This window comes from Pseudomonas sp. B10, assembly GCF_900156235.1.
Classification (GTDB): Bacteria; Pseudomonadota; Gammaproteobacteria; order Pseudomonadales; family Pseudomonadaceae; genus Aquipseudomonas; species Aquipseudomonas siliginis.
This window is the reverse complement of record NZ_LT707063.1, coordinates 3,731,230-3,744,147: the sequence shown is the minus strand read 5'-3', so window position 1 is coordinate 3,744,147 and position 12,918 is coordinate 3,731,230. Positions and strand designations below refer to the sequence as shown.

At 60.7% G+C, this 12,918-nt stretch carries 11 protein-coding genes and 1 tRNA gene; 3 read left to right on the top strand and 9 right to left on the bottom strand.

Annotated features, from left to right (window positions below; translation table 11 throughout):
* Nucleotides 1–7: 7 nt before the first annotated feature.
* From cysT to dibA, 4 genes are all read right to left on the bottom strand, one after another.
* Complete coding sequence (gene cysT, locus BXA01_RS16995; protein ID WP_016772245.1) at nucleotides 8–826, bottom strand: sulfate ABC transporter permease subunit CysT; 819 nt, start codon at nucleotides 824–826, stop codon at nucleotides 8–10.
* Between the two features lie 126 nt (nucleotides 827–952).
* A complete protein-coding gene (locus tag BXA01_RS16990) occupies nucleotides 953–1,966 on the bottom strand; it encodes a sulfate ABC transporter substrate-binding protein (protein ID WP_024011134.1) in 1,014 nt (337 codons plus the stop codon).
* A 139-nt stretch (nucleotides 1,967–2,105) separates the two neighbouring features.
* Entirely contained in the window at nucleotides 2,106–2,288 is a 183-nt protein-coding gene (gene oscA, locus BXA01_RS16985) for a sulfur starvation response protein OscA (RefSeq protein ID WP_007917682.1), read from the bottom strand.
* Between the two features lie 298 nt (nucleotides 2,289–2,586).
* Nucleotides 2,587–4,506: a phosphodiesterase DibA gene (gene dibA / locus BXA01_RS16980; protein ID WP_076564959.1), complete on the bottom strand. Its 1,920-nt coding sequence runs from the start codon at nucleotides 4,504–4,506 to the stop codon at nucleotides 2,587–2,589.
* 147 nt (nucleotides 4,507–4,653) lie between these two features.
* Here dibA and desA point away from each other — a divergent pair, with 147 nt between their 5' ends.
* Nucleotides 4,654–5,838, top strand: coding sequence for a delta-9 fatty acid desaturase DesA (gene desA / locus BXA01_RS16975; protein WP_016772248.1), 1,185 nt, complete (start codon nucleotides 4,654–4,656; stop codon nucleotides 5,836–5,838).
* A gap of 195 nt (nucleotides 5,839–6,033) precedes the next feature.
* A complete protein-coding gene (locus BXA01_RS16970) occupies nucleotides 6,034–7,023 on the top strand; it encodes a GGDEF domain-containing protein (RefSeq protein WP_073471484.1) in 990 nt (329 codons plus the stop codon).
* A gap of 135 nt (nucleotides 7,024–7,158) precedes the next feature.
* On the opposite strand, the gene BXA01_RS16965 is transcribed toward BXA01_RS16970, so the two are convergent.
* The 3 genes from BXA01_RS16965 to gabD form a co-directional block, all read right to left on the bottom strand.
* Nucleotides 7,159–8,370: a response regulator gene (locus tag BXA01_RS16965; protein WP_076564957.1), complete on the bottom strand. Its 1,212-nt coding sequence runs from the start codon at nucleotides 8,368–8,370 to the stop codon at nucleotides 7,159–7,161.
* 134 nt (nucleotides 8,371–8,504) lie between these two features.
* Complete coding sequence (gene gabT / locus BXA01_RS16960) at nucleotides 8,505–9,782, bottom strand: 4-aminobutyrate--2-oxoglutarate transaminase (protein ID WP_076564954.1); 1,278 nt, start codon at nucleotides 9,780–9,782, stop codon at nucleotides 8,505–8,507.
* A gap of 185 nt (nucleotides 9,783–9,967) precedes the next feature.
* Entirely contained in the window at nucleotides 9,968–11,410 is a 1,443-nt protein-coding gene (gabD, locus tag BXA01_RS16955) for an NADP-dependent succinate-semialdehyde dehydrogenase (protein ID WP_024011131.1), read from the bottom strand.
* Nucleotides 11,411–11,843: 433 nt separating this feature from the next.
* On the opposite strand from gabD, the gene BXA01_RS16950 reads away from it, so the two are divergent.
* Nucleotides 11,844–11,920: transfer RNA gene (locus BXA01_RS16950), tRNA-Arg, on the top strand.
* 77 nt (nucleotides 11,921–11,997) lie between these two features.
* On the opposite strand, the gene BXA01_RS16945 is transcribed toward BXA01_RS16950, so the two are convergent.
* Together BXA01_RS16945 and BXA01_RS16940 are read right to left on the bottom strand one after the other, a co-directional pair.
* A complete protein-coding gene (locus BXA01_RS16945) occupies nucleotides 11,998–12,267 on the bottom strand; it encodes a hypothetical protein (protein ID WP_016772252.1) in 270 nt (89 codons plus the stop codon).
* A 46-nt stretch (nucleotides 12,268–12,313) separates the two neighbouring features.
* A complete protein-coding gene (locus BXA01_RS16940; protein ID WP_016772253.1) occupies nucleotides 12,314–12,874 on the bottom strand; it encodes a YbhB/YbcL family Raf kinase inhibitor-like protein in 561 nt (186 codons plus the stop codon).
* Between the last annotated feature and the right edge of the window lie 44 nt (nucleotides 12,875–12,918).

The window sequence follows — 12,918 nt, the reverse complement described above, 5'->3', positions numbered from 1 at the left end:
CGCCTCCTTATGGGGTTTCAATGCGCCGCTGCAGCAAGTTGATCAGCAGCAACAGGATGAAGGAAACCACCAGCATCAATACGCCAATGGCGGTAGCGCCGGTGTAATCGTACTGGTCGAGTTTGACCATGATCAGCAGCGGCAGGATCTCGGTTTTCATCGGCATGTTGCCGGCGATGAAAATCACCGAACCGTACTCGCCGACGCCACGCGCGAACGCCAGCGCAAAACCGGTCAGCCAGGCGGGCAGCAAGGCCGGAACCAGAATGTGGCGAAATACCTGCCATGGCTTCGCACCCAGGCATGCCGCCGCTTCTTCGACTTCACGGGGAATATCGGCCAGTACCGGTTGCACCGTGCGCACCACGAACGGCAGCGTGACGAAGGTCAGCGCCAGGGTGATGCCCAACGGGGTGTAGGCGATCTTGAAACCGAGGTCAGCGGCAAATTGCCCGACCAGTCCGGCCGGCGCGTACAGCGCGGTCAGCGCAATACCGGCCACGGCTGTCGGCAGGGCGAACGGCAGATCGATCATCGCGTCGATCACTTTACGGCCGGGGAAGGTGTAGCGCACCAGCACCCAGGCCAGCAATGTACCGATGATGCCGTTGATGATCGCCGCACACAGCGCGGTGCCGAAGCTCAGCTTCAACGCCGCCAGCACCCGCGGTGCGGAGATGATCGTCCAGAACTGATCCCAGGTCAGCTGGGCGGCGTGGACGAACATCGCCGCCAGCGGGATAAGCACAATCAGGCTGAGGTACACCAAGGTGTAACCCAGCGTCAGCCCGAAGCCGGGTATGACGGGGGAGATACGACGCGACATAAAAGTCCCTGGTTGAAAACGCATCAATGTGGGAGCGAGCCCTGTGGTGAGGGGATTTATCCCCTCACCACAAAAGCTCAGTCCCACATGTCATGTGCCCAGACATCGGGCCGGTTGAAGGCGAGATTACTGCGCCTGATAAATCTGGTCGAACACGCCGCCGTCGTTGAAGAATTTCGGCTGCGCGGATTTCCAGCCGCCGAAGTCCTTGTCGATGGTCACCAGTTCCAGTTTCGGGAACTGCTGGGCGTACTTGGCCGCTACGTCCTTGTCACGTGGACGATAGAAGTTTTTCGCGGCGATTTCCTGGCCGGCCGGGCTGTACAGGTGCTTGAGATAGGCCTCGGCGATCTGCGCGTTGCCCTTCTTCTCGGCATTCTTGTCGACCACGGCCACTGGCGGTTCGGCGAGGATCGACAGCGACGGCACGACGATATCGAACTTGTCTGCGCCGCCATCTTCTTTCAGCGCCAGGAACGCTTCGTTTTCCCAGGCCAGCAACACGTCGCCCTGACCGTTATTGACGAAGGTGATGGTCGAACCACGGGCGCCGGTGTCGAGGATCGGCACGTGCTTGAACAGGGTTTGCACGTATTCCTTGGCCTTGGCTTCATCACCGCCGTTGGCTTTCAGGCCATAGGCCCACGCGGCGAGGAAGTTCCAGCGCGCGCCGCCCGAGGTTTTCGGGTTTGGCGTGATCACCGAGACATCGTTCTTGACCAGATCGCCCCAGTCCTTGATGCCTTTCGGGTTGCCCTTGCGCACCAGAAACACGATGGTCGAGGTGTACGGCGTGCTCGCTTCCGGCAGACGCTTCTGCCAGTCGGCGGGCAGGCTCTTGCCGAGCTTGGCGATTTCATCGATGTCACCGGCCAGGGCCAGGGTCACGACGTCAGCACGCAGGCCATCGATCACCGCACGACCCTGCTTGCCCGAACCGCCATGGGACTGCTGGATTTTCACCGTGTCGCCGGCATGATCCTGCTGCCAGAATTTGATGAATTCGGCGTTGTATTCCTGATACAGCTCCCGCGTCGGGTCATACGACACGTTGAGCAGCTCGTAATCCTTGGCAACGGCGGAACCGGCAAACACGGCGCTGGCCAGCGCGGCCAAAGCATAACGGCGAATCGACGACATGGTGAACGCTCCTGGAATTCCTGGTGGTGGCTTTTTCTTGTGTATTGCTGGAATCGGTCCCGTTTCAAAGATCGCCGCCTTCGCCAGCTCCTACGCACAGCCCCCTGTAGGAGCCGCCGAAGGTTGCGATCTTTTGATTTCAGCCCGGTTGTTTACCGGGTTGCTGCAAACGAAATTTCTCTTTGCGTTCGATCTGTACGACTTGCGCGTTGTGCACAGTGATCTCCACCGCGCCGAACCGCAGATCGCGCAGGGCGCTCTGGATTTCCCGCAAGATGGTGCTTTCGTCCTGACCGTCAACGCTGCGAAGGGATGCGCTCATGGTGCTGCTCCTTTGAAGGGGATTTGCCTGGCAGTGGGCGGCACTGCGTTCGGCGTGCGAGCAATATAAGAGAGGCATGGATATTCTTAAAAAGACTATTTAAGAATTTTTATATAACCAGAAAGCAATATGAGAGAGGACAAGGGGTTTGCGCTGATTTGAACTCGTCAAGAGAACTTGTGGCGAGGGGATTTATCCCCGTTGGGTCGCGAAGCGGCCCCAAAAAATGGGACTGCTACGCAGTCCAACGGGGATAAATCCCCTCACCACAAGGTCGGTGATAGCCAGATAGGCCTATTCAGCCAATCAATGGCGTTTTAGCCCAATCAAGCCGATCCGCAGACACCGGCCGCCCAAACCAGTAGCCCTGCCCCAGATCGCATTCCTGCGCCAACAGGAATGTCGCCTGCTCAGCCTGCTCGATCCCCTCGGCATGCACCTGCATACCCATGCTCCGCGCCAGCGCGATGATCACCCGGACAATCGCCACGTCATCCTCATCCCACGGCAACCCGGTGACGAAGCCCTGATCGATCTTGAGTTTCTGCACCGGCAGGCGCTTGAGCCGCAGCAACGACGAATAGCCGGTGCCGAAATCATCGATGGCCAGACGCACACCCAGCTCGCGCAAGCGATGCATTTGTTCCAGCGCCACTTCCGGGTCGTCCATCACCGCGCTTTCGGTTACTTCCAGTTCCAGATACGCCGGATCCAGCCCCGTGTCGTGCAGCACCTGCGCCACCTGCTGATAAAGCTCACGCCGGGCAAACAGCCGCGAGGAGACATTCACCGCGACGAACGCCAGCACCACACCGCTCTGCTGCCATTGGCACATCTGCTGGCAGGCCTGCTGCATCACCCAGGCATCGATCTCGGCGATCAGCCCGGTGCGCTCGGCAATCGGAATGAATTCCGCCGGCGACACCAGCCCGCGCTGCGGATGCTGCCAGCGCACCAGTGCCTCGACGCCGATCAGACGGCTGCTGTGCAGGTCATGCACCGGTTGGTAGTAGACGCGCAACTCCTCCTGCTCCAGTGCACGGCGCAGCTCGAAGGCGATTTCGACCCGTTGCTGGGCATGGGCGGTCAGTTCTTCGGTGTACAGCGCGTAGCCATTGCGCCCGCTGCTTTTGGCCTTGAACAACGCGCTGTCGGCATTGCGTAACAACTGCTCGGCGCTGAGGGCATCGCTGGGAAACAGGCTGATACCGATGCTTGCGTTGATGAACAGTTGATTGCCATCTACCAGCACCGGCTCCTTCAAGGCGTCCAGAGTGCGTTGCGCCAGCGCGGCGGCCTGGGCCGGCTGTGGACAACTTTCCGCGAGCACCGCGAACTCGTCACCGCCGAGCCTTGCGAGGGTGATGCCGGGGCCGAACAATGCCTGCAACCGCGTCGCCACCGCTTTGAGCAATCGGTCGCCGACGTTATGGCCGAGGCTGTCGTTGATCATCTTGAAATGATCCAGATCGAGCATCAGCAGCGCGCAGCCACGCTTATGTGTCTGCGCGGAAGACAACGCCTGCTCGGCGCGGTCGCTGAACAGCAGGCGATTGGGCAGATCGGTCAACGGATCGTGATGCGCCAAGTGTTTGAGCTCGGACTCGGAATCCTTGATCGCACTGATGTCGGAGAACACCGCCACGTAATGGCTGAGCCGGCCGAAATCATCGTGAATCACCCGGATGGTTTGCCACTGTGGATAAATCTCGCCGGTCTTGCGCCGGTTCCAGATCTCGCCGCTCCATTCACCTTCAGCCTCGAGGGTAGCGAACATCGCCTGATAGAAGCCCGGCGGATGATGGCCGGACTTGAACAGACTGGGCTGCTGGCCGATGACCTCGTCGCGCCGATAACCGGTGATCTCGATAAAGGCCCGATTGACGTGGACGATCAGGCCCCGGTGGTCGGTAACCAGCACGCCTTCGCGAGTGCAGTCGAACACGGCGGCCGCCTGACGCAGCCGCTCACGGTCGCTGTGGCGCTCGCGCAGGCGGGCACCGATGCCGAGAAACCGACACAGCCGCGCCCGCGCAAGAAAAATCAGCCCGGCGCTGACCGCTGCCAGCAAATAACCGTTGATCAGTTGCCAGCGGGCCAGCGCACTGGAGTCATCGAAGAATCTGCTTAATAAATGATCAGAAACTTGCAGCCACAGGGCGGCCAGTACGAGGTAGAGCAGCGCTGCACGCAAGGCATCGCGGTAAGTCGCAGACATTCGGTCGTCCATGTCCCTACAAAAAGTTTGGAATTATAGGTCAAGAAACATTCAGCGACTTCTTATCTGAAAGGGCGACTGGTTTTATCTGTGTGCTTAGTGATAATGCAACGGCTGTTTTTATCTTTATCGAGGGCCCTATAGCCTATGTGGTACGAAGGTTTTCTTGGCTTGTCGGCCTGGTCACTGGTCGCGGTCACCCTGCTGATGACCCATGTGACGATTGTTGCCGTCACGGTCTATCTGCACCGTTACTCGGCCCACCGCTCGCTCGAGCTGAATGCGGGTCTCAAGCACTTTTTCCGTTTCTGGCTGTGGCTGACCACGGCGCAGAACACCCGCGAGTGGACCGCCATCCACCGTAAACACCACGCCAAATGCGAAACCGAAGATGACCCGCACAGCCCGGTCATCAAGGGCCTGTCCACGGTGCTGCGCACCGGCGCCGAGCTGTATCGCAGCGAAGCGCAGAACCCGGAAACCCTGCGCATCTACGGCAAGAACTGCCCGGAAGACTGGATCGAACGCAACGTCTACAGCCGTTATCCGCTGCTGGGCGTGGCGATCATGGGCGTGATCGACCTGCTGCTGTTCGGCACCATCGGCATCACCATCTGGGCCATCCAGATGATGTGGATTCCAGTGTGGGCCGCTGGCGTGATCAACGGCCTGGGCCATGCCGTCGGCTACCGCAATTTCGAATGCCGTGACGCGGCGACCAATCTGGTGCCGTGGGGCATCCTGATCGGCGGTGAAGAGCTGCACAACAACCATCACACCTACCCCAACTCGGCCAAGCTGTCGGTGAAGAAGTGGGAATTCGACCTCGGCTGGGCGTGGATCAAGGTCTTCTGCTTCCTGCGTCTGGCCAAGGTGCAGCGGGTCGCACCGATTGCCCACCGCGTCGAAGGCAAGGGCAGCCTGGACATGGACACCGCCATGGCGATCCTCAACAACCGCTTCCAGATCATGGCCCAGTACCGCAAATTGGTGATCGGCCCGCTGGTCAAGCAAGAGCTGGCCAAGGTCGATCATTCGGTGCGCCACCAGTTCCACCGGGCCAAACGCCTGCTGTCGCGGGAAACCAGCCTGCTGGAAGACCGTCATCACCTGCGCATCCAGACCATGCTCGAACACAGCCATGCTTTGAAAGTGATCTACGAGAAGCGCCTGGCTTTGCAGCAGATCTGGGTCAAGACCAGTTCCAATGGCCACGACATGCTGGCCGCCATCAAGGAATGGATTCACGAGGCCGAGGCCAGTGGCATCCAGTCGTTGCGGGATTTTGCTGATCAGCTGAAAACCTACTCGCTGCGTCCTGCGACTGCCTGACCTGCAACGAGGCTGCGATCTCAAAGATCGCAGCCTCGTTGCGCTCTTCGGTTCCTGCACCTAGCCGCCCGGCGGGACTCGCTAATGGCCGGGAACTTCGCCGAAAATCACCTATCTCAATGACACTTCGCCATCCCGGCGGGCTGTCCTGTGGCCGTTGTCGACATTGCGGCGCGCCCTTTGAGATTTGTGCCGATGGTCAACAACAACCAGAAAGACACATCCTTCACCCAATGGCCCGAGGCCGCGCAAACGCTGATGGCGCTGATGCACGCGCAAGGCGAAGTTGCGCGCCTGAGCGAGCGCGAACAATTGATCAGTTCGCTGCTGGTCAGCGTCAACGCCGTACTCTGGGCTTTCAACTGGGAAACCCGCCAGGTGTTGTACGTCAGTCCGGCCTATGAACGGATCTTCGGCCGTTCCGCCGCGCTTGTGCTGGCTGACTACAACCAGTGGCGTGACAGCATTTACCCCGATGATCTGGAGTACGCCGAACAAAGCCTTGCCGAAGTCCTGCACCGAGGTGCGGTGGAAGATCGCGAGTACCGCATCATTGCCGCCGATGGCCAGGTGCGCTGGCTCAGCGACAAATGTTTTATCAATCGCCAGGACGAGCCTGGACAGCCGGTAATCATCGTCGGCATCGCCGAAGACATCACTGACAAGAAAAACATGGAAACCGAGCTGCAACGCTTGGCCACCACCGACGTGCTGACGCAAAGCAGCAACCGCCGCCATTTCTTCGAATGTGCCCACCGCGAGTTCGCCGAGGCTCGGCGCCAAGGCACACCGCTGGCCTTCCTGCTGCTGGACATCGATGATTTCAAAGTGATCAACGACAGCTACGGCCACCCCGAAGGCGACAATGTGCTGCAACGAATCGCCGAATGCGGGCGCGGCTCATTGCGCCGTGGCGACCTGTTCGGGCGGATTGGCGGCGAGGAGTTCGCGGCGGTGTTCCCCGGCTGTGCGCCGGAGATGGCGGTGCAAGTGGCGGAGCGCCTGCAGCAGGAGATCCAGCGACTGCGCTTCAACCACGACGGCCAAGCATTCAGCATCACCGTAAGCCAGGGGCTGACCAACCTCACCGACGAAGACAAGAGCCTCGACAGCCTGTTCGCCCGCGCGGATGCGGCGATGTACGAGGCGAAACGGCAGGGCAAGAACCGGATCATTGCGGCCTGACCCGTATTTTGTGGCTGCGGCAATTCCTGTGGGAGCGGGCTTGCCCGCGATGAGGCCTGCACCTTCAACAAAAATGTTGCCTGCGCTGGCGCCTTCGCGAGCAGGCTCGCTCCCACACTGGAATGTGGTGATCTGTCATTTGCGCATCCGCGTCAACTCCGGCAGCCCGATCTTGAGCAACCGCGCCGTCCGGCTCTTCGCCAGTTCCTCAACGCCTTCATGCTCGGTCAGCCGCGCCATTTGCGCTGCCATATGCATCACCAGCGCCTCGCGACTGTAAACGCCACCACCGAGCTGGTAGGCCGAGGCAATCAACTCGCGCAACTCCAGCGGCAGGCGCCAGCGGGTGCGCAGTGCCGAGCCATAAGAGGCGCCAAACTTCGCTAGCGCTTCACCGACCTCCTGCAACTCGTCCAGCTCGCCGCCGGCTTGTTGCCACTCCTGCAAGCAGCGCAGCAGCGCCAGATCGCCGAGCCGATGCAGCATCCCGGCGCAATAGCAGCGCTCCTGATCCAGATCGAGCAGGCGCGCCAGCGTGCGGGCGTATTCCGCCGTGTGCAGTGACAGCCCCCAATAGCGCTCGGCGTAATCCGCCAGGCATGGATCGCTGAGCCGCGCGCTGCGTTTGAGCGCCAGCCCGAGAATCAGGTTCATGCTCTGCCCGGTGCCGAGTCGGTGCAGCGCCTGGGCCAGGGTTTGCACCGGCGCGCCGTAGTGTTGCGCGGCACTGTTGGCGGCTGCGATCAGCACGGCGGTAATCTGCGGATCGGTGCGGACCTCTTCCTCCAGCAACTTGAGGTCCAGCCCCTCGGGATTGAGGCTGCGCTTGACCGCCACTTGCACGTCGGTCATCAACGGCGCGCCATCGGCCTGCTCGCGACGCCGCTCAAGGAACACCGAGAGCGTCATGCCCGGCGCCAGTGCCGGCACTTCGCAAACTACCGCTTCGCCAGCGTTGAGCAGCAACCCCTGCAAGCGCTCGGTCAGGTCTTCCATATTCAACGGTTTGGTCAGGTACGCCGTCGGCGCCAGCGGAATCGCTTCGCGCACGCTGGCGCTGTCGTTGCGGCTGCTAGTCAGAATGAACGGCAGCGGCGGATTGCGTTTGCGCTGGCGGACGCTGCGCAGCACATGTAATCCATCGATGCCGGGCAGTTCCCAATCGACGATGGCCAGGTCATAGGGCACCTCGCTGAGCAACGACATTGCCTGCTGGCCATCGGCACACAAATCCAGGCGCGCATCGCAGCGCACATTGAGCAGCACTTGTTTGAGCAGGTCACGGGACCAGGGATCGGCCTCGGCAATCAACACCCGGGGTACGGCGGGTAAATCAACGGCAGTCATGCGCGCTCTCCTTGCAATGCCTGAACCTTAGTCAATGCTGGCGATTCGATACAGCGCAAACCCGTCCGATGTGTTTCAAGGGACGAAAAAAACCCGCCGAAGCGGGTTTTTGTCGAGCAAGTCACACCAACGGATCAGAGCTCAGAGAAGCACTCTTCGATGATCGCCAGACCTTTGTCCAGTTGCTCATCGGGCGACGTCAGCGGAACCAGCACGCGCAGCACGTTACCGTAAGTGCCGCAGGACAGCAGGATCAGGCCCTTGTCACGCGCCTTGGCCACCACGGCAGCCACGGCAGTCGGGTTCGGCTTGTGGCTGTCGCCGTTTTCGAACAGCTCGACCGCGATCATTGCGCCCAGCGCACGCACTTCACCGATCACCGGGTACTTGGCCTGAATGGCCTTAAGGCCCGTGACCAGTCGCTCGCCGACAGCCTTGCAGCGGTCCAGCAGTTGCTCTTCTTCGAACACTTCCATCACTGCCAGCGCAGCTGCGCAAGCGATCGGGCTACCGGCGTAGGTGCCGCCCAGACCGCCCGGAGCGATGGCGTCCATGTACTCGGCCTTGCCGCACACGCCGGCCAGCGGGAAGCCGCCAGCGATGGACTTGGCGAAAGTGGTCAGATCGGCGGCAACGCCCATCTGTTCCATGGCGAAGAAGGTGCCAGTACGGCCAGCGCCGGTCTGCACTTCGTCAGCGATCAGCAGAATGCCGTGCTGGTCGCACAGCCCACGCAGACGCTTCATGAATTCCTTCGGCGCGACGTAGAAACCACCTTCGCCCTGCACAGGCTCGATGATGATCGCAGCGATGTCTTTCGGCTCGGCGTCGTTCTTGAAGATGCGTTCGATGGAAGCGATCGAATCGTCGATGCTCACGCCGTGTAGTTCGTTCGGGTACAGCGCGCGGAAGATGCCGCCTGGCATCAGGCCCATGCCGGCCGAGTACGGCACAACTTTACCGGTCAGGCCCAAAGTCATCATGGTACGACCGTGGTAAGCGCCGGTGAAAGCGATCACGCCGGCACGGCCAGTAGCGGCACGGGCGATCTTCACGGCGTTTTCCACTGCTTCGGAGCCCGTGGTGACCAGCAGGGTTTTCTTGGCGAAATCACCTGGCACCTTGGCGTTGATTTTTTCGCACAGCTCAACGTACGGTTCGTAGGCCAGTACCTGGAAGCAGGTGTGGGTCAGCTTGTTCAGCTGTTCAGTCACGGCGGCGATGATTTTCGGGTGCACGTGGCCGGTGTTCAGTACAGCGATACCGCCGGCGAAGTCGATGAACTCACGACCTTCAACGTCGGTCACGGTGGCGTTCTTTGCCGACTCGGCGAAGATCGGGTGAATCTGGCCAACACCACGAGGTACGGCATTGGTGCGGCGGGCCATCAGTTCAGCGTTAGTCTTGCTCATTACAGTCCTCATTCGCCGCTCATCGGGCGGCGTGGTTCAAGGATGAAGCGGGAGGAATCGGCGGTGGCAGCATGCGATGATCGACTGCCACGGCGTTCCTGGCCGCAGAGAAATTTCCTGTTTGAAACGACGCAAAGGGACAGCGCTCTCGTGCCCTTTGCGTTTGCAGCAATCCCTTTCTCGGCTTAGATGCCCAGGCAGAGGTATTTGATTTCCAGGTAATCTTCGATGCCGTACTTGGAGCCTTCACGGCCCAGGCCCGAGGCCTTGATGCCGCCGAACGGCGCGACTTCGTTGGAAATCAGCCCGGTGTTGACGCCGACCATGCCGTATTCCAGCGCTTCGGCGACACGGAACACACGGCCCAGGTCACGTGCGTAGAAGTACGAGGCCAGACCGAATTCGGTGTCGTTGGACATGGCGATTACTTCGGCTTCGTCTTTGAAGCGGAACAGCGGAGCCAGCGGACCGAAGGTTTCTTCCTTGGCCACGGCCGCGTTTTTCGGCACGTTGGTCAGGATCGTCGGCTCGAAGAAGTTGCCTTCCATCGCCTTGCCGCCCGCCAGTACGGTGGCGCCTTTGCTCACGGCATCAGCGATGTGTTCCTGAACCTTGGCCACGGCTTTTTCGTCGATCAGCGGGCCGGTGGTGGTGCCGTCTTCCAGACCGTTGCCGATCTTCAGTTTGGCCACAGCCACTTTCAGCTTCTCGGCGAACGCATCGTAGACCGCGTCCTGAATGTACAGACGGTTGGCGCAGACGCAGGTCTGGCCGTTGTTGCGGTACTTGGAAATGATCGCGCCTTCGACGGCCTTATCCAGATCGGCGTCGTCGAACACGATGAACGGCGCGTTGCCGCCCAGTTCCAGCGAGACTTTCTTGATGTCCTTGGCGCATTCGGCCATCAACTGGCGACCGATTTCGGTCGAGCCGGTGAAGGACAGTTTGCGCACGATCGGGTTGCTGGTCAGCTCGCTGCCGATGTCGCCGGCGCTGCCGGACACCACGCTGAACACGCCCGCAGGAATGCCCGCACGCTGGGCCAGTTCGGCCAGGGCGAAAGCTGAAAAGGGAGTTTGCGAAGCCGGCTTGAGCACCATGGTGCAACCAGCGGCCAGCGCCGGGCCGGCCTTGCGAGTGATCATTGCCGCCGGGAAGTTCCACGGGGTGATCGCGGCGGTGACGCCGATCGGCTGCTTGATCACGATCAGGCGCTTGTCCGGCTGATGACCCGGAATCACATCACCGTAGATGCGCTTGGCTTCTTCGGCGAACCACTCGATGAACGATGCGGCGTAAACGATTTCGCCCTTGGCTTCGGCCAGCGGCTTGCCTTGCTCAAGGGTCATCAGGCGCGCGAGGTCGTCCTGGTTCTCGATCATCAGTTCGAACCAGCGACGCAGCTTGCCGGCACGCTCTTTGGCGGTCAGCGCACGCCAGGCCGGCAGCGCTTTGTCAGCAGCTTCAATGGCACGGCGGGTTTCAGCGGCGCCCATCTTCGGCACGGTGCCGAGGATTTCGCCGGTGGCCGGGTTGTTGACCTTGATCGTCTGACCGTTGTCGGCATCGACCCAAGCGCCATCAATGAAGGCTTGCTGGCGGAACAACTGGGTGTCTTTTAGCTGCATGTCGGCTTTCCTTAACAGCACCGCGGCCTGCGCGGAGCAAATTATGATTGTAGAAAGGCGCCTCGCAAGGCTGCCGTCAGGGAAATCAGTGAACGGATTGTGGCGCATCTGCAGTGCACGACCGGGCGCACCTGCGCTGCAACATCCCGCCAAAGAGCGTTTGAAATCTCAAACGGATCGTAGGTTCAAAGGGGGTAAAGGACAATAGGTCGTTCGAAAAAAAGAACAAAAATGCCGCTTTTCAGATCAACGCACACAATACCCATGCCGCAGGAAAAACCTTAGATCAACCCCGGCAAAGCGCCAAGCGAGGGTTTTGCAGGACGTTACCGCTTTAAGGAATGCAGCGATTTTGCGCCGACACGCACACTGACAAAACCCGCCAAACCCGGCATGGACGCCCCGAGCCGACCTAGGTATGATGTCGCCCGCTGCACCAGTAGCTCAGCTGGATAGAGTACTGCCCTCCGAAGGCAGGGGTCGTGGGTTCGAATCCCGCCTGGTGCACCATGAATCAAACGAGAAAGCCCCGGACTGTGATGGTCCGGGGCTTTTTTGTGGGCGATGACAAGGTCGCCGGAACGCCGTCACTCCGTCGTCCAGTCAAACTCATCATATTCATCGTCGTCATCCCCCTCCTCCTCAGCCTCGTCAAATACCTCGTCTTCTTCAACGAGGTCTTCTTCCGGCTGATTCAGCAGAAATTCCTTACGTGTCTCGGTTACTGCCCGCCGCATTTGTTCGCCCTTTTCCGGGCAGTTGAGTAGCTGGGCGATGCGGTCGATTTTTGCTGCCACGGTGTCCTCCAGCGCATTGGCAATGGCTCGATAGTGCGCGTTTTCGCGGGGCAATGCCAAATGGCTGGGGATTCAGGGCAATCAGCCGCCCGAGAGCGGCCGAACCTCAGCGGTGATAACGCCGCACCGCGCTGCTGTTACGCAGCACATGGCCTTTGATTTTTTCCATCAGCTCGGCGCGGGTCAGGCCGGCAGGCAGGGCGTCCGGGGCGAGGTCGAGGGCGTAGATTTGGATGATGTAGTGGTGCGCGCTGTCGCCCACTGGCGGGCACGGCCCCATGTAGTGGGTGTTGCCTTTGCTGTTGGTGCCGCCGACGCCTTCGAGGGCGGATTTGGCACCGACGCCGGCCGCGATCTGGTGGGTGGTGGGTTTGATGCCGTAGTGAATCCAGTGATCGACGCCCAAGCCTTTCTGGCCGTCCGGGTCGTGCATGACGATGGCGTAACTCTGGGTACCGGCCGGACCGGCGTTCCAGCTCAGCGCCGGCGACTGGTTCTTGCCGCCGCAGCCGGGTGCGTCACTTGCCGCTGCCGAGGTGAACAGACGGTTATCCGACACGCCGGGGATGCTCAGGGTGAAGCGTTCCTGGGCCTGTGCCGGGAACTGCACGCAGAGGGTCACGGCGATGGCCGCCAGCCATGGGTTGAGAGAGGTCAATCGGGTCATTCCGGGAGCACCTTGTGCAGTGAGGCCGTCGTCGGCCCGCAGAC